A 22,658-nucleotide genomic window follows, 5' to 3' on the forward strand; every position below is an offset into this window, starting at 1 on the left:
AGGCTTTTTACTGATAATTCGGCCTCAGTGAGGATATTTCTAAGCTCATAGCTTGCAGTGTTTTAGTGTTTCCTAAATTGGGCTATTTGCTATTCATTTTTTGATATAGGTGGACTGCAAATCTTCAACATCGGTATAGTCAACCGCGGTCCGATAGCCTCTTCATACTTCCTGCCATAATTCTATGTCTTTCACTTATCTTTGCGCAAAATTCAATATTAGGATACAGTGATTAATGTAAACAACATTTCCGTTTCATTTGGCGGAACCACCTTATTTAGCGATGTAACCTTCTCTATCAACGAGAATGATAAGATAGCCCTGATGGGTAAGAATGGCGCAGGCAAGTCGACCATCCTCAAGATCATCGCCGGCGCTGCCAAACCTACTACAGGGAACGTAACCGGACCAAAGGACGCGGTAATAGCCTATTTGCCGCAGCATTTGCTTACAAAGGATAACGTTACCGTTTTTGAAGAAACGATGAAAGCTTTTGACGAGGCCAATCAGATGCAGAAAGAGCTGGACGAAGTGAATGAGCAGCTTAATATTCGTACCGATTACGACAGTGACGACTACATGAAGCTGATTGAACGGGTATCTGAACTGAGCGAAAAAGTTTATTCGCAGGAGGAGGTGAATTATGATGCAGAGGTAGAAAAGGTACTGAAAGGCTTAGGCTTTGAACGCAAAGATTTTACCCGCCAAACCTCCGAGTTTTCGGGCGGTTGGCGTATGCGTATCGAGCTGGCAAAAATTCTGTTAAAGAAACCGGATTTGATATTACTGGATGAGCCTACCAACCACATGGATATTGAAAGTATACAATGGCTGGAAGACTTCCTGGTTAACTCGGCTAAGGCAGTTATGGTTATCTCACACGACCGTACATTTGTTGATAACATCACCAACCGTACCATCGAGGTTACCATGGGCAGGATCTACGATTATAAAGCCAAATACACCCATTATCTTCAGCTGCGGGCTGACCGCCGGGTACATCAATTGAAAGCCTACGAAGAACAACAGCGTTTTATTGCCGATAACCAGGAATTTATAGATCGGTTCAGAGGTACATATTCTAAAACTTTACAGGTACAATCCCGCGTGAAAATGCTCGAAAAGCTTGAGGTTATCGAGATCGACGAAGTGGATACTTCGGCATTGCGCTTGAAATTTCCGCCGTCGCCACGTTCTGGTCAGTACCCGGTAATGGTTGAAGACCTGACAAAAACCTATGGCGATCATGTGGTGTTCCAGAAGGCAGCCATGGTGATTGAGCGGGGCGAAAAAGTAGCTTTTGTTGGTAAAAACGGTGAAGGCAAATCGACCATGATCAAAGCTATTATGGGCGAGATTGATTTTGAAGGTAGTTTAAAAGTAGGTCACAACGCCAAGATCGGGTACTTTGCCCAAAACCAGGCAGCTTTGTTAGATGAGAATTTAACGGTATTTGAAACCATCGACCAGATTCCGTTAAGTGATGGCACGGTAAAGATTAAAGACCTTTTGGGTGCATTTATGTTTAGCGGTGATGACACCACCAAAAAGGTAAAGGTACTTTCGGGCGGAGAGAAGACGCGTTTGGCCATGATCAAGCTACTGCTGGAACCTGTAAACGTACTGATCCTGGATGAGCCAACCAACCACCTGGATATGAAAACCAAAGATATCATCAAAGATGCCCTAAGAGATTTTGACGGAACGCTTATCCTTGTATCTCACGACAGGGATTTCCTTGACGGACTGGTACAAAAAGTATTTGAGTTTGGCAATAAACGCGTTCGTGAACATTTTGAGGACATCAAAGGGTTTTTAGCGTATAAGAAGATGGATAGTTTGAAGCAGATTGAGCAGGGGTAAAAATTAGTGCATTTTTGCTGTAAAAGGAAAGCCTGCAATTATTTGCAGGCTTTCCTTTTACAATATTGTTTTGAGTAGTCGATACGTGAGTTGAATACTTAACGAAAGTTTTAAAAGCAGTGTGAGGGAGCCATCATAAATTCCCCGACTCCCAGTTTGACCAATGGTTGTTTGGTTTGTTTTTCGGTTTCCAAAAACCAGGATTTCCAGTTACAAGCACTTTTGCAATCAACTGATAGGTTTCCTGGTTACTTGGCAAAATGTGTTTTTGATAAACACTCTCAAAATGAAACTTATCTATAATCGATATTTCAGGCAGGTCACTTGGCAAATGTGCTTTGATATCGTCTTCGGTTGCATTCATAATTAAGGGGTGAGTTTCGCTGAGGTATCGTACTAACCCCTCAAAATTTATTAGGCGCTTCGGGTTATCGAAGGCCCTTGGCTTAATCCCAAAATGAGTATGTTTTTTTTCAATGTGTTCAATCTTAACTTTATGACCTCTCACAATAACATAGTTAGCGTTTGGATCAACTAACTCGAACTGTTCCATTTCCGACCCGCTTTTGTTTTGTATTCGCTCGTATTCTTCTCCAGTAATTAATATTATACGACTTGCATTGGTAATATAATTCCGTTCAGGGTACTTATCTATAGGATAATTAATGCAGTTTCCTATATAGTCCAATTCGATCTCGGCATCACCACCACGGTTTGCGTAACCGTTTTTTTCAAAAACAATTGCCCAACGACTTGCATCCGCATAAAGATGGATACGATTACCCGCTGTAGCAAAATAGCCATGTTCAAGGTCAAAAAAGAAATTGTATTTAATATCATCTTTCTTCCCAGCCGGGTAATATTCGCTCGGAATACCTTTAAAGGCAAGATCCAACTGAGTAAGTATTTCTTTTTCGGTGAAGCTTGTTTTAAAAGAAGTATTAGTGACGCCTGAAAACAATAAAGCAAGTGTCAATAATCCAATGATAAGAATCGGTTTCATGATACTAAAGTTAATTTATTCAGTAAGAATTACGAAAGCTTTTGAACTTTCATCTAAAGCTTCTCATATTATTTTTTCTCGCTTTCGGTGTTATCACCGAACTACTTTAACGTTCCAATAACGACAAAAGCCTTGAGACTTCCGTCTAAAGGCTTTTGTCTTAGGATGTGGTCCCGACGAGAATCGAACTCATATCTAGAGTTTAGGAAACTCCTATTCTATCCGTTGAACTACGGGACCGTTTAAAAATCAGCCTCAAAAAGGCCGATCTTTTATTTAGTTTGCAAAGGTGCAATTTTTCAATGAAAAATCACACCCTAAAATTCAAAATTTAAAAACTGCTCATTTGCGCATCTTCGCATCTTAAATCTGCACATTTAACGGATTACTGCGCCATTGTGGAAATCTTCAGTAGGGGCAACAAAGCTCAGCTTGCCTTCGCTATTTTCGGCCATCAGTATCATGCCTTGCGATACGATGCCTTTGATCTCTCTCGGCTCCAGGTTTACCAGTATGCTTACTTTTTGGCCTATGATGTTTTCCGGCTCATAATATTCGGCAATGCCGGATACTACGGTGCGCTCGTCAATTCCTGTGTCAATGGTCAGTTTCAACAGCTTTTTGGTTTTGGCAACCTTTTCGGCTGCTAAAATGGTACCGGTGCGAATATCCATGGTGGCAAAGGTTTCGTAATTAACGTTTTCCTTTGCAGGCAGCACATCTGCTGATTTTGGTGGAGCTACAACCTTTTTATCTGCAAGTTTTTTAAGCTGGGCTTCTATCACATCGTCCTCTACCTTTTCAAACAACAACGCAGCCGGGTTCAACTGGTGCCCGTTGTTGAAACACATTTCCTGGTCATAAGCAATCGGCTCATTTGGCAGGTTAAGCATAGTAATGATCTTTTTAGCTGTTGCCGGTAAAAACGCCTGCGCAGCAGTAGCCAGATGACCAATCAGTACCAAACAGTTGTGCAGCGCTTCTTTGGCAGCGGCAGGGTCTGTTTTAATGGTTTTCCACGGCTCTTTTTCGGTCAGGTAGCGGTTACCTAAGCGGGCCATATCCATTACCGCCTGCAAAGCCTGGCGGTAGCGGTAAGATTCAAGGTTCTTCTCTATCTCGTCGTAATATTCGCCGATGCCGTTGCTCAGGCTTTCGTCGGTAAATTCAATCCTGTCGGTATCCGCCTCAATTTTACCATCGTAAAACTTATGCATCAGTATCATTACCCGGTTCACGAAGTTGCCCAGGATAGCCACCAGCTCGTTATTTACCCGGGCCTGGTAATCTTTCCAGGTAAACTCGCTGTCGCTGGTTTCGGGTAGGATGGAGGTTAGTACATAGCGTAATTCGTCCTGTTTGCCCGGGAACTCTTCCAGGTACTCATGCAGCCAAACCGCGTGGTTACGTGAAGTGGAAAGTTTATCACCTTCTAAATTCAAAAACTCGTTGGCCGGCACGTTTTGCGGCAAAATATATTCGCCGTGCGCGTGCAGTATAGATGGGAAAATAATACAATGGAATACGATATTATCCTTACCGATAAAATGCAATAAGCAAGCATCATCCTGCTCGTCGGCTTGTTTTTTCCAGTATAGTTTCCAGTCTTTATTATTGTCAATAGCCCATTGTTTGGTGGCAGATATATAGCCGATAGGCGCATCCATCCACACGTAAAGCTTTTTGCCTTTAGCCTCGGCCAGCGGTACGTCAATGCCCCAGTCAAGGTCGCGGGTCATGGAGCGTGGTTGCAGGCCCGATTTTAGCCATGATTTGCACTGGCCAAAAACATTCACTTTCCAGCTGCCTTCTTTGGCATCTATCCATTGCTCCAGCCATGGCTGGTATTTATCCAAAGGCAGGTACCAGTGCTTGGTTGATTTAAGCACGGGCGTTTTGCCACTCAGGGTCGAGATCGGGTTAATGAGGTCGGTAGGGCTAAGGGAGGTACCGCAGCGCTCGCACTGGTCGCCGTAGGCGTTTTCATTGCCGCAATTAGGGCAGGTACCAATGATATAGCGGTCGGCCAGAAACTGCTGATAATCTTCATCAAAATACTGATCCGAGAATTTCTCAACAAACTCGTCCTTTTCATACAGGTTCAGGAAAAACTCCTGGCTTAGCTCATGATGTATAGGCGATGAGGTACGGTGATAAATGTCAAAAGCGATACCGAACTCTTCAAAACTATCTTTTATCTGTTTGTGGTATTTATCGATAATCGCTTGCGGGGTAGTATCTTCTTTTTTAGCCTTGATGGTAATGGCTGCGCCATGCTCATCCGAGCCGCATATATACACTACATCCTTCTTTTTCAGCCTTAAATACCGCACAAAAATATCTGCCGGCAGGTAAGCGCCCGCCAGGTGACCGATATGTAAGGGGCCGTTGGCATAAGGCAGGGCCGATGTAATGGTGAATCGTTTATATTTGTTGAGTTGTGACATTAAATATCGCCTTGGTAAATAGTGTGCAAAGATAATTGATTTAGGTCGAAAAAATACCTGAACCATGATGCTCATGATTTAAGGATTTCCTGATTTTATCTTTAATTATCAAGGCAATCGTTCAATCTTTAAAAATCATGGTTCAAACTCAACCCTCATACCTCAAAAAAGGCGATAAAATAGCCATCACGTGCCCTGCCAAAAAACTGCCCAACCCCATGACAGATGCTATCGCGCTCCTGCAAAGCTGGGGACTGGAAGTTGTTTTGGGAGATACTGTAGAAGCTTCATTTCACCAATTTGCCGGCGATGATGATTTTAGGGCAGCCGATATGCAGCGGTTTATTGATGATGATAGTATCAAAGCCATCATTGCCGCTCGCGGGGGCTACGGAACCGTGAGGATGATTGACAAAGTTGATTTTAGCCGTTTTTCACAAAATCCCAAATGGCTTATTGGCTTTAGCGATATAACCCTATTGCATACGCACTTGTTCACTAATTATGGTGCCCAAACTATTCACGGGCAAATGCCGGTTAATATCCCTGATGCATCCAAACATTCGATCGATACGTTAAGGCGGGCACTATTTGGCGAAGAATTAAATTATGAATTTGCAACACATGATATTAATAAACCCGGCAAAGCCAAAGGTACCATTGTAGGCGGTAATTTATCGTTGCTGGTAGCTGCTGCAGGGTCGGTGTCCGATCTGGATTATAACAATAAGGTTCTATTTATTGAAGATGTTGGTGAATATCTGTATTCGGTAGACAGGATGCTGCGCATGTTGGACAGGGCGGGTAAACTAAAGAATCTTGCCGGCCTGGTAGTAGGCGGCTTTACTGATATTAAAGATAATGACATACCGTTTGGCCAAACTGTGTCCCAAATAGTGATGGAGATTGTTAAAGAATATAACTACCCAGTATGTTTCGATTTCCCGGCAGGGCATATCCCCGATAATAACAGTTTGGTATTAGGGCGAGAAGTGGGATTGCAGGTAGATGAAAAGCAGGCGAAGTTGTGGTTTAAATAACCAACAACGTAAGCTTCAAAAGAAAATGTCATTTCGACGAACCGGTTGTGGAAAATGTGTGAAGGGGGGAGGAGAAATCTTACGCCATGCATAGCGGCCTGCATGGCGTATAAGATTTTTCTTTCGCCCCGCCGCTCAAGTCTGCCCTTGCTCTATCGAAATGACATTTTTTTTGTTTTTGGGATGCTCCCCCTTTAGGGGGCCGGGGGGCAAACCAATTTGCTTATCAGTAGTTTATACATCATGGCAAAAAAACCGCTGCTTGAATTTACTGATAGAGGGATTTACTGTGCGCAGGGCAAATTTTATATCGACCCCTGGAAGCCGGTTGATGATGCCGTAATAACCCACGCCCATGCTGATCATGCTTATTGGGGGCATAAACATTACCTTGCCCATCATCTTTCGCGCGAGGTTTTGTTGTACCGTTTAGGCGAAATCAACCTGCAAACGGTTGAGTATGGTGAAATAGTACACAAGAATGGTGTTACTGTGTCTCTCTTCCCGGCAGGCCACGTGATCGGCTCAGCGCAGATCCGGGTTGAATACAAAAGCGAGGTTTGGGTAGTATCCGGCGATTACAAGGTAGAAGATGATGGGATTTCTACTCCGTTTGAGCCGGTTAAATGCCATCACTTTATTTCAGAGTGTACTTTTGGGATGCCGGTTTACCAATGGAAGCCGCAGGTACAAACTTTCAATGAGATCAATAGCTGGTGGCGTCATAATCTCGATAACGGACTGGCAACAGTAATTGTAGGTTACTCCTTAGGTAAAGCACAACGAATCTTGCAAAACCTCGATTTGTTTAATGGCATGGTTTACACTCATGGTGTTATCGAAAATACCAACGAAGCCCTGCGCCGTAATGGCGTATTGTTAAACCCATCTGAGCGGATAACCCCCGAAAGTTCAAAAGAAGAGGTACGCAAAGGCATCATTATAGCGCCACCATCATCAGTGGGTACGCCCTGGATGCGGAAGTTTCAGCCTTATAGTTTTGGTTATTGTTCAGGCTGGATGGCCATTCGTGGCGCCAAACGCCGCCGCGCTGCCGACAGGGGTTTTGTGCTTTCTGACCATGCCGATTGGGATGGCCTTATTAGTGCTATTGATGCTACGGGGTGTGAATGCGTTTACCTTACCCATGGATACACAGCCACGTTTTCGAGATATTTAAATGAGATTGGTTTTAATGCCCGGGAGGTGCATACATTGTATGGAGAGGAAGAAGACCCCTCCAACCTCCCCGAAGGGGAGGCTCCAAGCGCCGGAGAACCAGAAAAGGAAGTCCTCTCCTTTGGAGAGGATTTAGGTGAGGTTGGAGGGGCCGATTCATGAAAGCCTTCGCCCAACTCTTTCTTTCGCTTGACGAAACCAATAAAACCAACGAAAAGGTTAAAGTATTAAAAGACTATTTTAATACAGTGCCCGATACCGATAAAATGCACATGCTTGCTTTGTTTACCGGTCGCCGGCCAAAGCGGCAGATCAATTCAACGCTGGTACGAAACTGGGCCATCGAGGCATCACACATTCCTGTCTGGCTTTTTGAGGAAAGCTATCATGTAGTGGGAGATTTGGCAGAAACTATGGCATTACTTATGCCTCAAAGTGACGCAAGCAGCAGCAAAACGCTTACCGAATGGATAGCCGAGATTAATGCCCTTAACGATAAAACTGAAGAGCAAAAAAAAGAATGGCTGATTGATTCATGGGCCATGCTGGATAGCCAGGAACGCTTTGTGTTTAATAAACTGCTAACCGGCAGTTTCAGGGTTGGCGTATCACAAAATTTGGTAATCAAGGCGCTGGCGGATATTTCCGGACTCGAACCCGCAGTACTTACCCATCGCATTATGGGGAGCTGGCTGCCCGAAACTTATCAGTTTTCGCAATTGATGGCAGAGCAGGATGCCGAAGCTAATATCTCCCGGCCTTATCCTTTTTTCCTGGCTTATCCTATCCAGGAAACGTCCGAAAAACAAAAAACTCCCGCTGAAGTAGGGATCGCCCTCGGTGATGCATCCGATTGGCAGGCTGAGTGGAAGTGGGATGGGATCCGTGCGCAAATGATAAAGCGCGGCGGCGAGATTTTTATCTGGAGCCGTGGAGAAGATCTGGCTACTGAAAAGTTTCCCGAGCTGCATCTCTTTTTAAATGCCCTCCCCGATGGTACGGTGATTGACGGCGAGATCCTCAGTTTCCAAAATGGCTTGCCTATGCCGTTTAATATGCTGCAAACGCGTATCGGCAGAAAAAACCTCAGCAAAAAAATTCTGGAAGAAAGCCCGGTAGCCGTTATTGCTTATGATTGCCTGGAACATAAAGGTGAAGATATCCGCTATAAAACCCAAACCGAAAGACGGGAAATTTTGGAACAGTTACAAACAGCAACACTATATTCCGAAGTGTTCCGTATTTCATCGCTGATTCAGTTTGAAAGCTGGGAACAGCTTGGAAGTATCAGGGAACAATCGCGCGCTATGATAGCCGAGGGGATTATGCTGAAACGCAAAAGCGCGGCCTACCAGGTAGGCCGCCGCCGGGGCGATTGGTGGAAATGGAAGATCGATCCGCTATCGGTGGATGCTGTGATGATCTATGCCCAAAAAGGTCATGGCCGCCGGGCCGACCTGTATACAGATTATACTTTTGCCGTTTGGGATGGCGACAAGCTGGTGCCTTTTGCCAAGGCTTATTCGGGCCTTACCGACGTAGAGATCAACAAGGTTGATTATTTTATAAAACGCAATACCATCGAAAAATTTGGTCCCGTACGTACCGTAAAGCCCGAGTTAGTGTTTGAGATAGGTTTTGAGGGCATCAATAAATCCACCCGTCATAAATCGGGCATAGCATTGCGGTTCCCGCGGATATTGAGGTGGCGGCATGACAAACCAAAAGAAGAGGCTGATACACTGGAAAGCTTAAAGGCATTACTGGGCGAATAAACACTATAATTTAATACCTTTGCGGCTTCAATATTAAAAAAACCTAACTATCAATAAACCAATATGATTGTAATCAGCAGTTTTCAGGAGTTTGAACAGCAGGTTGGCAACGACCTTGGCGTATCATCATGGCACACCATTACGCAGGAGCAGATCAACAAATTTGCCGATGCAACGCTCGATCATCAATGGATCCATACCGACCCGGAAAGGGCAAAAACTGAAAGTCCGTTTAAGTCAACCATTGCACATGGCTACCTTACACTTTCACTTATCCCTCACCTATGGAAAGAGATCGTAAAGATCGAAAACCTGAAAATGGAAATTAATTACGGTATCGAAAACCTTCGTTTTGCACAACCGGTGCTGGTTGATAATGAAGTACGGTTAAAGGTAAAGCTGACCAGCTTGCTTAACCTTCGTGGCACAACGAAATCCACCATGGCCATCGAACTTGAAATAAAAGACCAACGCAAACCGGCTTTCACCGGCGAAGTAGTGTTTTTATATCATTTTATTGGGTAAACCCACACTTAATAATCGCCCGTTATTGCTGTGAGGTACGAAGCGATGACGGGCGATTTAGATTTACAGAGTTACCTGTACAAGCTTTTGCTCTCAATAAATTTCAATACCGGATCTGGTACAAAAAACTGCACGTTCTTTTTTTCGGCTATTGATTTGCGGATAAACGTAGCCGAAAGTTCCATAAGCGGCGTCATGGTGATGGTAACCGAAGGATGATCGGCCAGTTCGGCGTTTTCATACCCGGGGCGCGGGTACACGTAAATGCGGTAATCGCGCAGGATAAGCTTATAGTTTTTCCACTTGTGCAGGGAGCCAAGGTTATCCGAACCCATGATGAGGGCAAACTCATGCTCGGGATATTTTTCCTTTAAATGAGTAAGGGTATCAATGGTATACGATGGCTGGGGCAACTTCAGCTCAACATCGCTCACACTAATATTGGTTGCATTATCAGTAGCCAGGCGGGCCATCTCCAATCTGTCATAAGTGTTGATCAGATCGCCATACTTTTTTAACGGATTCTGGGGCGATACAACCAGCCATACCTTATCAAGCGTGGTATGGTTTGCCATATAATTGGCAATAATCAAATGCCCTATATGTATAGGATTAAATGAACCAAACAGTAAGCCTATCTTCATGTTGTGCCCCTAACCCCTAAAGGGGAAATTAAAAGTTTTGTAGATTAAATGCTCCCGGTGTACAAAATGAGTTTTTTGCACTCCCCCTTTAGGGGGCCGGGGGGCTAATAAAGTTACTCACCAATTCCTCAGCCTCTGCGCAAGCAGTTTCAAGATCGTAATTTTTGAGTATAATATCAAATTGCGGAGCGTATTTAAGCTCTTTTTCTGCTTTAGCAAAGCGTTCTTTCAGTTTTTCTTCGCTATCGGTGCCACGGCCGGTCAACCTTTCAATTAAAACCTCAAGCGATGGCGGTTGTACAAATATAGCCAAAGCCTGGGGACCGTATTTGCGTTTAAGGTGAAGGCCACCCTCAACGTCAATATCAAATATTACTGTTTTGCCTTTTGCCCAAATGCGCTCAATTTCAGTACGGAGCGTGCCATAAAAAGTACCGGTATAAACCTCTTCAAATTCAACAAACTGTTTTTTGGCAATGCGGTGCAAAAACTCTTCTTTGCTTATAAAATAGTAATCTTTTTCATGCACCTCATCGCCGCGGCGCTCACGCGTGGTGGCCGAAATGGAAAATTCAAGATCAGGAATTTTCCCCAGCAAATGATGTACTATTGTGGTTTTACCAGCACCCGACGGAGCCGAAAATATGATGAGTTTACCTTCTTTGGTCATTGATTATACACGTCATTGCGTCATTAAGTCATTGCGTCATTTTTCAAAAATTGCTTACAAAGCAATCAATGACTTAATGACCTCATGACTCAATGACTATACTATAATACGTTTAACAGTTGTTCTTTAATTTTTTCAAGTTCTTCTTTCATGCCTACTACCAGTTTCTGGATGTTGGCATCATTGGCTTTTGATCCTAATGTATTGATCTCGCGACCAATCTCCTGCGAAATGAAGCCTAGCTTTTTGCCGTTTGCATCAGCGTTTTTTAATGTTTCGATAAAGTATTCGCAGTGTGCTTTCAGCCTTACCTTTTCTTCGGTGATATCAAGTTTATCGATATAGTAGATCAGTTCCTGTTCAAACCGGTTTTGATCTATAGCTTCGCGGCTTGCGGCTTCTGCTAAGAATGTATTAAGGCGCTCTCTAATCAAAGGAACACGTTTAGGATCTTCCAGTTCAACAAGCTCCAGGTTTTTTAATATAGTGTTAATACGCCCTTTAATCTCCTGTTCAATAACATTACCTTCCTGAGTCCTGAAGTCCTGGAAAGCGGCCATCGCCTGCTGAAAAGTTTTTTCAACGGCTTTCCACTCATCTTCGGATATGGTATCTTCTTCGTATTTAACAACTTCGGGTAAGCCCAATGCCAGCTGAAGCAGGTTGCCGGTTGGCTCGCCGAGCTCTTCGCTTACTGATTTTAGCTGGTTGTAATAATGTTTGAGCAGATCTTTATCAATGCCTGCCGCTTTTACTGATTGACTTACCTGCTCGGTGTTAATAGATAAGTTAACTTTACCGCGCTCGATGAGTTTACTGCAGTCATTACGCAGCTGAAACTCTTTTTCGGCAAAAATCTTCGGTAAACGAAGCGATAATTCTAAAAATTTGCTGTTCAGGGATTTAACCTCTACGGTGTATTTTGTACTGCCCGAATCAAAACTGGCAATTCCATACCCTGTCATGGATTTTATCATGCGCAAAGATAGCAAATTTAGTTAGAGGTTAGAGATCGGAGATTAGAGGTTAGGTCACTGTTAAATTTCGGATTTGAAATAAATTCAATAGAGAGAATTTATCATTCAAAAAAGTAAAACTAACCTCCATTCTCTAACCTCCAACCACCAAAGCGAAGCGCTTTAACACTTTTTCACATTTCAAATAAAATACACTTCCTATATTTACGTTCAATTATCACTGATGCGCAACTATTTATACCTGCTTGTAACAGGCGTTCTATGCCTTATAACCGTTCATGTTTCGGCCCAGGAGTTTACGGTAAAAGGGGTTATCTCAAAAAAGGTGACTAATGAGCGTGTAGGACAGGTTTTTGTTAAAGATCTGAATACCAAAACATTGATACTTAGTGATGATGTTGGCTGGTTTAGCATAAAGACCCGTGTTGGCGATACGTTGCTTTTTTCCCGCGATGACTATACCCCTCAAAAAGTAGTGGTACTGAACAATAGCGACATGCCCGTTTACATGCAGCCCATTATAAAACTTGACGAGGTAAAAGTTGTTGGCCAAACCAAACGGCAGGAAATAAACCAGGTATTGAACGATTATAAGAAACAGGGAACTTATTATAATGGCAAGCCGCCGGCGTTATCTTTTTTAAGTAATCCAGTAACCGGCCTTTACGAGCTTTTAGGAACAACTCCCAATCGCGCACGTCGCTTTGCTCAAAACGCCCAAAGCGAATTGGAACAGGCCGAAATTCACAAACATTACAACATCCCATTTGTGAAACAATATACCGGCCTGGCTACCGATAGCCTTGCCCGTAAGTTCATGAATTATTATACGCCTACCTATAAGGATATCAAAGCCTGGACTGATTATGACCTGATAAAGCACACCATACGGGCATATGAATATTATAAAAACAGCAGTGATAAAGAAAAGCTCGAAAAGCTAAACAGTCCAACATTCATCGTGCCCGATTCAACTGTTAAATTGGGTGAAGGGCCGGTAGAACTTAAAAAGGAAAAGAAACTGCCGCTTTAATCGTTAAAATACTTTGAATCAGATGCCCAATGCTTCGCATGCTTTTTCGGCGGCAAGTTTTTCGGCGTTCTTTTTACTGAATTCTTTGCCCGAGCCCATTACTTCACCATCTATATTGGCCTGTACAGTGAAAAGCTTGGTGCTTTCGCCGTCCTGATTGGTTACCAGTTCAAAAATAATATCGCGGCCATGTCGCTGGCACCATTCAATAAGCTTGCTTTTGAAGTTAGTTTCCGTTTGCTCAAGCGTATGAATATCAATATGAGGTTTTATGATATGATTGATCAGGAAATTTTTGGTAAAGTCATAGCCTTTATCCAGATAAACTGCGCCAATCAGGGCTTCAAATGCATCGCCAAGCAATGACCCCTGCCTGCTCGAGTTAAGCATACGGTTGTCATACTCAATCAATTTATCAAAGCCAAGTTTTTTTCCGAGTGCGTTAAGGTTTACCCGGCTTACTATTTTTGAGCGTAATTCGGTCAAAAAACCCTCATCTTCATAAGGGTATAATTTAAAAAGTACTTCAGCAACAACACTGCCCAGTACGGCATCGCCCAAAAACTCCAGGCGTTCGTTACTGTTTTTCACCCCTTTCTTGATGTTTTGGGCTACCGATTTATGACGGAAAGCCATGCGATATAAAGACAAATTGCCCGGCACAAAACCGAGCAAATTCTTTAAAATTTTAACATACTTTCTGTTGGGTGATATATAAAGCTTGTAGAACCGACTTATAGGCATCAAACCACAATTAATCTTCGTACTTTTTAAATATTACAGAAGCGTTGTGTCCGCCAAAACCAAATCCATTGCTTTGCACTATATTAATATCGCGTTTTTGAGCGGTATTGAAAGTGAAATTGATCTTAGGATCAAAAGCCGGATCATCAGTAAAGTGATTAATGGTTGGAGGGATGATACCATTTTTTAATGCCAGTATCGATGCAATTGCTTCAACCGCGCCGGCAGCCCCAAGTAAATGGCCTGTCATTGATTTGGTTGAACTAATGTTGATACGGTAAATATCATCGCCAAACACATCCTGTATTGCTTTAATTTCCTGCGGATCACCGATTGGGGTTGATGTGCCGTGAACGTTCACATAATCAATATCGGCAGGGCTAAGGTTAGCATCTTCGAGGGCTGCGCGCATTACAAATGCGGCACCTAAGCCATCGGGATGAGGTGCTGTCATGTGATAGGCATCGGCGCTCATGCCGCCACCCACCATTTCGGCGTATATTTTAGCGCCGCGGGCTTTTGCATGCTCTAACTCCTCTAAAATAATAGTACCTGCTCCTTCACCGGCCACAAAACCATCCCTATCCAGATCAAACGGACGCGATGCCGTTGCCGGATCATCGTTACGGGTTGATAACGCGTGCATGGCGTTAAAACCACCTATGCCAGCTTCGTTGATAATGGCTTCAGAACCACCGCTGATGAACATGTTAGCTTTACCCAAACGGATATAGTTAAATGAGTCTATCAGGGAATTATTTGATGAAGCACATGCCGAAACAGTAGTGAAGTTGGGGCCGCGCAAACCATATTTAATAGATATATGGCCGGGGGCTATATCAGCAATCATTTTAGGGATGAAGAACGGGTTAAAACGCGGAGAGCCATCACCTTTGGCAAAGGCCGTCACCTCGTCGAGGAAAGTTTTTAACCCCCCAATACCCGAGCCCCAGATAACGCCAATACGGCTGGTATCCAGTTTTGAAAAATCTAATCCTGCGTCTTTTACGGCTTCTTCGGTTGAAAATAAGGCGTATTGTACAAAAGGATCCAATTTGCGGGCGTCTTTACGGCCCAAAAAACCATCTGCGTCAAAGTCTTTTACTTCGCACGCGAACTTAGTTTTGAATTTTTCGGTATCAAAACTTTTGATCAAGGCAGCGCCACTTACTCCATTGATCAGTCCGTTCCAATAATCTGAAACAGTGTTACCAATAGGAGTAAGTGCTCCAAGCCCGGTTACTACAACTCTTTTAAACTCCATTTAATCCAGTTAAGGAGTTTTATTTAACGTTTTTTTCAAGGTAAGCAACTGCCTGGCCAACAGTACCAATAGTTTCAGCCTGATCGTCAGGAATAGCCACGTTAAATTCTTTTTCAAACTCCATGATTAATTCCACGGTGTCTAACGAGTCGGCACCAAGATCGTTGGTGAAACTCGCTTCTGGCGTAACTTCACTTTCGTCAACACCCAGTTTTTCTACGATAATAGCTTTTACTCTTGAAGCGATATCAGACATAGTCTTTATAGTTTAATGATTAATAAAAATTCAGTGCAAAGAAAAATAAATTCTGTCAATAAACAAATCTAAAACTTTTACAATATAAATCTCTAAACAAAATTTTATTGAAACGGTTTGTATTAGTAATTTTGACGGCGTAAAAGTAATGATTTTGAACAGGAAATTTTTAAAGTTTGAGATCGATTTTGATTTTGTGCTCATTGCAGTAACAAGCTCACTTAAAGATTACCGGGTTTGTTTTCTTATAAACAAGTACTTGAATTTTAATTTCGTAAAAACCGATGACCTGGAAGTAGATATTTACCCCGGGAGCGAACCTGTTTTGTTTTCATTATACCGTTACAGCTGGGAAACCACCGAAACAGACTTCTTCTTTATAGGCAATAAAGGTTCAGATGGCTACCTGGTGCCTGAAATAAAAAGTGCCGACTATTTTTTAATGATCCGTAACTATATAGATGATAATGAGCTTGATACGATCATTTCATCGCTTAATAAAATACCAGAGATAGTTGCAGCTGTAAAGATTGACCCAAAAAAAATAAAATCACGGGAAAATCTTTTATTTTAGCGCCGAATTTAAAAAGATGTTGGTTTTACAATCATTAAATACCCTCCAGTTTTAACCCGAATAATATGGAACTATACTATAATCGTACAAAAATTGTTGCCACCATGGGGCCGGCATCAGCTAAAAAGGATGTTTTATTAGCGATGATCAAGGCAGGTGTCAACGTTTGCCGTCTTAATTTTTCGCACGGTAAGCCTGAAGATCATAAGGTAGTGATCGATCTTATCCGTGAAATTAACGAGCAATACAAAACCAACGTAGGTATCCTGGCCGATTTACAGGGCCCAAAGATCCGCATCGGACTGGTAAAGGACGGCGGTATTCATTTAGTTAACGGAACGCACATTAAAATTACCACTCACGAGTGCATTGGTAACGATGAGCAGATCTATATTACTTATGATACCTTCCCACAGGACGTGCAGGCAAACGAAATTATTTTGCTTGATGACGGCAAACTGCAGTTAAGGGTTATTGAAACCAACAAAATTGATACAGTTATATGTGAGGTTGTTCACGGCGGTATCTTAACGTCACGCAAGGGGGTTAACCTGCCTAACACCAAAGTGTCTATCCCAAGCTTAACAGAAGAAGATTTGATCAACCTTGAATTTGCCCTTAAACAGGATGTTGAATGGATCGGTCTTTCTTTTGTTCGCACAGGTGAGGATATCATTGACCTGAAACGTATTATAGCACGCAACGGTTCGGCGGCTAAGGTAATTGCCAAAGTTGAAAAGCCGGAAGCTATTGAAAATATTGATGCCATTATTGCTGCTACAGATGGTGTAATGGTTGCCCGTGGTGATCTTGGTGTTGAAATGCCGCTTGAAGAAGTACCGTTACTGCAAAAAATGATTGCCCGTAAATGCCGCGCTGCTTCAAAACCGGTTATCGTAGCTACCCAGATGCTGGAATCAATGATCACCACACCACGCCCAACCCGTGCCGAAGTGAATGACGTTGCCAACTCTGTACTTGACGGTGCCGATGCGGTTATGTTAAGCGGCGAAACATCAGTTGGTGAGTTCCCGGTTATTGTTATTGAAACTATGGCCAAAATTGTACGCAATGTTGAAGAATTAGGCTATCCGTTTAACGCTCCAAAGCAAGCGACAGCTAAAGACCCTTCTTCTCCGGATTTCCTGATCAATGCACTTTGCGAATCTGCCGTACATATTGCTGAGCAAAGCAATGCGGTAGGTATCGTTTCCATGACTACTTCAGGTTATACTGCATTTGAAATATCAAGCCACAGGCCTAAAGCCAGTACATATATCTTTACATCAAACAAGCAGCTATTGAATGCACTTAGTCTTGTTTGGGGTGTGAGGGCGTATTATTATGATCAGCTGGAAAGCACAGATCAAACCATTGCCGATGTTAACGACACTCTTAAAGCCGAAGGCCTGATTAAAACAGGCGACGTAGTTGTTAACACTGCTTCTACACCTATAATTAAACAGGGTAAAACCAATACGCTTAAATTAAGCGTTGTGGAATAAGGCTATTTAAAATCTTACTTTTAATGAAGAAGGCTCGCCGGGATAACTGGCGGGCTTTTTTGTTGGCGGTATATGCAGGTATCAATGGAATAGCGAGTTCCGCCCTATGGGATATAAGATGAGGTCCCTTCATAAAAAACAATGCCGGCTACCCGAAAGTAAACCGGCAAAGCACAATTAAAATCAGGCATAATTCAGGTTTAAGTTGAAAGGCTGATTTCTCTTGCTATCCTAAAAAATAAAAGGTAGATGCTTAAATAAATTTATCCGCGTTTATAAAACCTGTTTGAGCACCTGCTGCAGCGATAGCGTTTTACTGCAAGCCGGGGAAGCAACAGTTTAACAATAGCACCTCTTTTTATCCGGTCGCAAAATTTGTTTTTGCATCTCGGGCATATTGCATCAGGCGTTTTGCCGATAGTTGGTATTGTATCGGTTTGGCTGTTAAGGGTGCGGAGGTTATCCTCATTAAAAGTCACGGTCATTATATTAGGGGGTGATTGTATCTCACAAAGCTGCCTAAAAGCGATATAATAAAACTGCCATTTAGCTTTATAAAACCGCCATTTGCTTAAAAAAAGCCTCCGGTCAGTTAAACATTTCTGAAAATTAAGAAGACAATGATAACCGGCCGGATTGTTTAAAGTAGCTCGTTAACGTCGCGGCCATAATGTTCCTTAAACAATTTGCCAAAGTATGCAGGTGTATCAAAACCTGCGGCATATGACACTTCGGCAATGGTGCGGTATTTTCCGCTTTCGATAGCTTCGCGTGCTATTTGCAATTTAATGGCGCGGATGTATTTATTAGGCGTAAGTCCGGTAATTGATTTTATGCGGCGAAACAATTGCCGTTCACTGATCGCCAGTTCATAGCTCAGTGCGGCAAGGGTAAGATCGGTTTTGCCGGTATGTTTTCGTACCTGGGCTTCCAATTCCGCAAGCCAGGATAAATCGGCAGGCGAAAGTTTCAAGCCCGGATTTTCTGCCGGTTGTTCAATCTGCAGATCGTTGGTTCCTGTAATCAGCTCATCATCATCAGGAATGGTAGCCCCGGAGCGGGCGGCGGCGTTATTAATAAGATTAACAGTGCGTGCAAGCAATTCGCTGCTTAAAAATGGTTTGGTGAGATAATCATCAACACCAATGTGAAGCGCTTTAAGCTTATGCCGTGTATTGGCCAATGCGGTGAGCATGATCACTGGGATGTTGCAGTAAGCCGGGCTTTGCTTCAGGGTTTCAAGCAGGGTAAAGCCATCCATTTCGGGCATCATCACATCTGATATGATCAGGCTGGGCATTACCGGCATATCCTGCAGTTTTTGCAGTGCTGCGCGGCCATTGCCGGCAGTGATGAGTCGATATTGTGGCCGTAAAATATCTGCAATATAAGCAGCCATTTCATGATGGTCTTCAACCAGCATAATAAGTTCCCCGTTAGTGTCTTTCCCCACGGTTTTACTATTCGAAACAATTACGGCTTCTGTTCCGGACATTTCAGTTGCCGGCTTTTCAGTTGCCTTAAGCGGGATAACTATCTTAAAAAACACACCCTTTCCCCAATTATTATCAACCGCAATATGCCCGCCCATCAGTTCTGTAAGTTCACGCGCTATAGCAAGGCCTATGCCTGTGCCGCCTTCTAAGGGCGCGTTATTACCCCTGCCCTGGTAATAACGGTCAAAAATATTGGGCAGATCATCCGGATGAATCCCCACACCGGTATTGGCTACTCCAAACTCAATCATTTCCTGCCTTATATCAGCAGTAATGGTTATAGTACCTGCATAAAGCGTAAACTTAATGGCATTACCGATGAGGTTATTAGCTATTTTTTCAAACTTTTCCTGATCGAGCAAAACAAAAAGCGCCGGATCAATGGAGTTGAGCAATCTGTAATCGATTTGTTTATATTCAGCGGCCGATACAAAACCCTGGTATAGTATCTTCACAAATGATAATAATGCAACGGGCTTGGGTTGTAATGCTAATTTCCCTGCTTCCAATTTGCCAAGATCAAGCAATTCGTTGGCCATATTGAGTAGCTTTTTACTATTGCGCAATATCGAATGCAGCATGTTACGCCGTTCATCTTCATAATTAGTAAAAGCCAGGAGCTGAACCGCCGGCCCTATGATGAGCGTTAACGGAGTGCGTAATTCATGACTTACGTTTGCAAAAAAGCGTGTCTTCATAGCATCCATTTTTTCCAGCTGACTATGTTCTTCGGCCAGTAAGGCCGTCTCTCTTTTCTTTTTAAGAATAAACCAACGATAACTGATAATGGAGGCTATTACGATAAACAGCGCAAGCACAATTAAAAAATTCCGTTGTACCTCAACCAGCTTAGTTTCACCGGCGGCTATTAATAACCGTTTATCGGCCTGGTATTTTTTATCCAGTTCGGAAGCATCCCTTGCTTTATCGAGCTGGTTGATGCTGTCATTAAGCCGCCGGTACAGATAACTATACTTAAAAGCGTTTTTATAATCGCCAATACCTTCATATGCATCGGTTAAATGATTATAGATGTTTTTTTGTACGGTGATGTTACTTTGTGATTCGGGTTGGATACTAACCGCCATTTCCCCGTAGCGTGCGGCCTTCTTAAACTCCTTATGATCAACATACATGGTCATAAGTTCGTTAAGGTTATGCTTTTCGAGAGTTTTGAACTCGCCTTTGCGGGATAATTCCAGTGATTTCATCAGGATCTCCTCAGCCTTTTTATCCTCGTTGGTCATGAGGTAAAGCCGGCCCAGATTGCCCTGGTAACGTGCTATGCTAAAATCTGAAAGAAAATGAGCATACTTTTTATCAAGTACCTGTTCCATTAGCCGGGTAGCTTTTACCAGGTTACCCGGCGACGATATACTCCGTTCGGAAAGGATGTTGGATAGGTTACTCAGCGCAAAAATATAAGAAGCTGTATCTTTTATGCTCAATGCATCTTTTGAAGCTTGCTCAGCATAAGGCAGGGCTTGTTTAGGGTTACCTATAGATCGATAAATATCGGCAATACAAGCCCGACAGTCTATACTCAAACTTTTCCATCCCTGATTATCGCACTCTTTCAGTATTTTAAAGGCAACATTTAAGGCTTCAACCGTTTTGGCTTCGCGGCTGAGCATGTAGGCTACCATTATTGGTGCTTTTTCATAAGTAAGTGAATCGGCCGTGGTTGTCAATTTGGTAGCTTCACGGCCAAAGGTTAAAGCATCATGTTCATTACCTATGCCATAAGCCTGGTAAGCCCGGGCCAGCAACACCCGCGCTTCAAATGGTTTATTGTTATTTTTCCTGGCCGAATCGATCAGCTTTTTTGCAAGCACAGCTGCCGAATCCGGGCTTTTCATGCTGCGGAGCATTTTTAATACAGGTTCTTTAGTGGGCCGGGATTGACTTTGAGCCAGTGCAGCAAAGCTGCATAAAATGATAACACAAAAAGGGATGATCCTTCGGAAAAGATGAACAGGGTAAATTGTAATAGGGGTCATGATATTGAAGCCCAAATTACAATTTTATCGGCGCCCGGAATTACCTTAATTTGAAATAAATCTCCTTATAAAAAATTTCTATCCAAAGTTTTTTCAGCTTACCTGTTTTAAATCAATAGTTAAAATTGCCTGTTTTGTTGTTAATATTACACAATTAAACCTATGCCAGCTTAAGCTATAATTGATTACTTTAGCGCTTTGCATCGATATAAAAATTGATAATGAAACACTACGGACTAATAGGCTTCCCGCTTTCGCACTCATTCTCAAAAAAATTTTTTACCGAAAGATTTGAAGCCGAAGGCATTACCGATTGCCGCTATGATCTTTACCCGCTCGAGAATATTAAAGATTTGCAGGACCTGCTTGACGAGCATCCCAATATTTGCGGACTTAATGTTACCATCCCCCATAAAATAAACGTGATGCCGCTGCTTGACTGGATTGAGCATGACGCACGTACAGCCGGCGCCGTTAATTGTATCCGTGTAACCGCTGAAAGCCCGGTGGCTGCCGCCTTTTCAGGCGAAATAGGTGTTAAAGACCATGATTTCAGGCTGGAAGGGTATAATACCGATATTTATGGTTTTGAAGAGTCATTAAAACCCTTAATTGGTGATGGTAATGATGATGCTTTGGTTTTGGGCGATGGCGGTGCTGCAAAAGCTGTAAAGTGTGTACTGGAAAATTTAGGTATAACTTATAAAGTGGTTACCCGCAAACCTACACACCATGCGGATAATATTTTGTTTAAAGATCTTCAGCCACACCATATCTTACAGCACAAACTTATCATCAATACAACTCCTTTGGGTACCCATCCTAATATTGATGAATGCCCGCTTATACCTTATGATTTTATAGGTGAAGATCATATTTTATATGACCTGATATATAATCCAGAAGAAACCCTGTTTTTGAAAAAAGGGCGGGAGCGCGGTGCTGTTACCAAAAATGGTTACGAAATGCTGGTTTTACAGGCCGAAAAATCATGGGAGATCTGGAACTCAAAGGAGAAACATCCATGAAGTATGTAAGTTTACTGGCAGCAGTGCTATTGTTTTTGTTCGCATGCAGCGGCAATCATGATTACGCGCCCAAGCCCCGCGGCTACTATCGCATTGCGTTCCCTAAAAAAGAATACCAGGATTATGCTGCCGGTTGCCCGTATGCTTTTACATATCCCAGGTACGCCTTTATTGAACCAGATAAAAAGCGGGGTGCCAAACCTTGCTGGATAAACATGCAGTTCCCGCGGTTTAATGCCACGCTGCATTTAAGCTATCAGCCCATCACCTCAAAAAAAGAGTTTAACCAACTGGTGGAGGATGCCCGCACCTTCGCCTTTAAGCATACCGTAAAAGCCACATCCATTGACGAAGGCATCATCCATTATGCCGATAAAAAAGTTTATGGCATTTATTATACCATAGACGGCAATGCCGCTTCATCGGCGCAGTTTTTCCTTACAGATAGTGTACATAATTATATACGGGGAGCGCTATATTTTAACACCGAACCCCGGCTCGACTCCATACAACCTGTGCTTAGTTTTATAAAGCAGGACATGGCGGTGATGATTAAAAGTTTTAAGTGGAAGTAGAAGCCAGAAGCAAGACAACAAGATAATAGAAGCAAGACTTTAAGAGCTGGATATTTTAAC

The 22,658-nt window shown here is 42.9% G+C and carries 19 protein-coding genes and 1 tRNA gene; 10 read left to right on the forward strand and 10 right to left on the reverse strand.

The genetic code is table 11. The features are described 5' to 3' along the window. The first annotated feature begins 228 nt into the window (after positions 1-228). Positions 229-1,863 (forward strand): ABC-F family ATP-binding cassette domain-containing protein, encoded by a 1,635-nt coding sequence (locus BLP33_RS26050; RefSeq protein ID WP_090534738.1) that lies wholly within the window; start codon positions 229-231, stop codon positions 1,861-1,863. A gap of 133 nt (positions 1,864-1,996) precedes the next feature. Here BLP33_RS26050 and BLP33_RS26055 read toward each other — a convergent pair whose 3' ends face one another. From BLP33_RS26055 to metG, 3 genes are all read right to left on the reverse strand, one after another. Beyond that, positions 1,997-2,866: a DUF7003 family protein gene (locus BLP33_RS26055; protein WP_090534739.1), complete on the reverse strand. Its 870-nt coding sequence runs from the start codon at positions 2,864-2,866 to the stop codon at positions 1,997-1,999. A gap of 168 nt (positions 2,867-3,034) precedes the next feature. Continuing rightward, positions 3,035-3,106: transfer RNA gene (locus BLP33_RS26060), tRNA-Arg, on the reverse strand. A gap of 137 nt (positions 3,107-3,243) precedes the next feature. Continuing rightward, positions 3,244-5,313, reverse strand: a complete 2,070-nt coding sequence (metG, locus tag BLP33_RS26065) for a methionine--tRNA ligase (RefSeq protein ID WP_090534741.1) — start codon at positions 5,311-5,313, stop codon at positions 3,244-3,246. Positions 5,314-5,450: 137 nt separating this feature from the next. Here metG and BLP33_RS26070 point away from each other — a divergent pair, with 137 nt between their 5' ends. The 4 genes from BLP33_RS26070 (at position 5,451) to BLP33_RS26085 (ending at position 9,832) form a co-directional block, all read left to right on the forward strand. Continuing rightward, on the forward strand, positions 5,451-6,353 hold the full coding sequence (locus tag BLP33_RS26070; protein WP_090534742.1) for a S66 peptidase family protein: 903 nt from the start codon (positions 5,451-5,453) through the stop codon (positions 6,351-6,353). A 243-nt stretch (positions 6,354-6,596) separates the two neighbouring features. Next, positions 6,597-7,694 (forward strand): ligase-associated DNA damage response exonuclease, encoded by a 1,098-nt coding sequence (locus tag BLP33_RS26075; RefSeq protein ID WP_090534743.1) that lies wholly within the window; start codon positions 6,597-6,599, stop codon positions 7,692-7,694. Further along, the gene (locus BLP33_RS26080) at positions 7,691-9,307 is read left to right on the forward strand and encodes an ATP-dependent DNA ligase (protein WP_090534744.1); all 1,617 of its coding nucleotides are present in this window, start codon (positions 7,691-7,693) and stop codon (positions 9,305-9,307) included. Before BLP33_RS26075 ends, BLP33_RS26080 begins: the two co-directional genes overlap by 4 nt. Positions 9,308-9,370: 63 nt before the next feature. Further along, positions 9,371-9,832 (forward strand): MaoC family dehydratase, encoded by a 462-nt coding sequence (locus tag BLP33_RS26085; RefSeq protein WP_090534746.1) that lies wholly within the window; start codon positions 9,371-9,373, stop codon positions 9,830-9,832. A gap of 71 nt (positions 9,833-9,903) precedes the next feature. Here BLP33_RS26085 and nadD read toward each other — a convergent pair whose 3' ends face one another. The 3 genes from nadD to BLP33_RS26100 all read right to left on the reverse strand — a co-directional run bounded on the left by nadD (position 9,904) and on the right by BLP33_RS26100 (position 12,123). Next, positions 9,904-10,476: a nicotinate (nicotinamide) nucleotide adenylyltransferase gene (gene nadD, locus BLP33_RS26090; protein ID WP_090534747.1), complete on the reverse strand. Its 573-nt coding sequence runs from the start codon at positions 10,474-10,476 to the stop codon at positions 9,904-9,906. A gap of 88 nt (positions 10,477-10,564) precedes the next feature. Next, positions 10,565-11,146, reverse strand: a complete 582-nt coding sequence (gmk, locus tag BLP33_RS26095) for a guanylate kinase (protein ID WP_090534749.1) — start codon at positions 11,144-11,146, stop codon at positions 10,565-10,567. 101 nt (positions 11,147-11,247) lie between these two features. Next, on the reverse strand, positions 11,248-12,123 hold the full coding sequence (locus BLP33_RS26100) for a YicC/YloC family endoribonuclease (RefSeq protein WP_254780278.1): 876 nt from the start codon (positions 12,121-12,123) through the stop codon (positions 11,248-11,250). Positions 12,124-12,346: 223 nt separating this feature from the next. Between BLP33_RS26100 and BLP33_RS26105 the strand changes: the two genes are divergently transcribed. Beyond that, entirely contained in the window at positions 12,347-13,156 is an 810-nt protein-coding gene (locus BLP33_RS26105; RefSeq protein ID WP_090534752.1) for a hypothetical protein, read from the forward strand. Between the two features lie 18 nt (positions 13,157-13,174). On the opposite strand, the gene rnc is transcribed toward BLP33_RS26105, so the two are convergent. The 3 genes from rnc to BLP33_RS26120 are packed head-to-tail and all read right to left on the reverse strand — an operon-like array spanning position 13,175 to position 15,420. Beyond that, a complete protein-coding gene (gene rnc, locus BLP33_RS26110; protein WP_090534754.1) occupies positions 13,175-13,900 on the reverse strand; it encodes a ribonuclease III in 726 nt (241 codons plus the stop codon). Positions 13,901-13,910: 10 nt separating this feature from the next. Beyond that, a complete protein-coding gene (gene fabF, locus BLP33_RS26115; RefSeq protein ID WP_090534755.1) occupies positions 13,911-15,164 on the reverse strand; it encodes a beta-ketoacyl-ACP synthase II in 1,254 nt (417 codons plus the stop codon). Between the two features lie 19 nt (positions 15,165-15,183). Beyond that, a complete protein-coding gene (locus tag BLP33_RS26120) occupies positions 15,184-15,420 on the reverse strand; it encodes an acyl carrier protein (RefSeq protein ID WP_031266521.1) in 237 nt (78 codons plus the stop codon). A 148-nt stretch (positions 15,421-15,568) separates the two neighbouring features. On the opposite strand from BLP33_RS26120, the gene BLP33_RS26125 reads away from it, so the two are divergent. Together BLP33_RS26125 and pyk are read left to right on the forward strand one after the other, a co-directional pair. Beyond that, positions 15,569-15,994, forward strand: coding sequence for an IPExxxVDY family protein (locus BLP33_RS26125; RefSeq protein WP_229701770.1), 426 nt, complete (start codon positions 15,569-15,571; stop codon positions 15,992-15,994). A 65-nt stretch (positions 15,995-16,059) separates the two neighbouring features. Continuing rightward, positions 16,060-17,499, forward strand: coding sequence for a pyruvate kinase (gene pyk / locus BLP33_RS26130; RefSeq protein ID WP_090534757.1), 1,440 nt, complete (start codon positions 16,060-16,062; stop codon positions 17,497-17,499). Between the two features lie 640 nt (positions 17,500-18,139). Here pyk and BLP33_RS26140 read toward each other — a convergent pair. Next, entirely contained in the window at positions 18,140-20,854 is a 2,715-nt protein-coding gene (locus BLP33_RS26140) for an ATP-binding protein (RefSeq protein ID WP_175490126.1), read from the reverse strand. A 362-nt stretch (positions 20,855-21,216) separates the two neighbouring features. Here BLP33_RS26140 and BLP33_RS26145 point away from each other — a divergent pair, with 362 nt between their 5' ends. Beyond that, the gene (locus BLP33_RS26145) at positions 21,217-22,023 is read left to right on the forward strand and encodes a shikimate dehydrogenase family protein (RefSeq protein WP_090534761.1); all 807 of its coding nucleotides are present in this window, start codon (positions 21,217-21,219) and stop codon (positions 22,021-22,023) included. After that, positions 21,987-22,598 (forward strand): gliding motility lipoprotein GldD, encoded by a 612-nt coding sequence (gene gldD, locus BLP33_RS26150; protein WP_254780280.1) that lies wholly within the window; start codon positions 21,987-21,989, stop codon positions 22,596-22,598. The genes BLP33_RS26145 and gldD overlap by 37 nt, the downstream gene beginning before the upstream one ends. The last annotated feature ends 60 nt before the right edge of the window (positions 22,599-22,658 follow it).

The sequence above is a fragment of the Mucilaginibacter sp. NFR10 genome (assembly GCF_900100445.1).
GTDB lineage: Bacteria > Bacteroidota > Bacteroidia > Sphingobacteriales > Sphingobacteriaceae > Mucilaginibacter > Mucilaginibacter rubeus.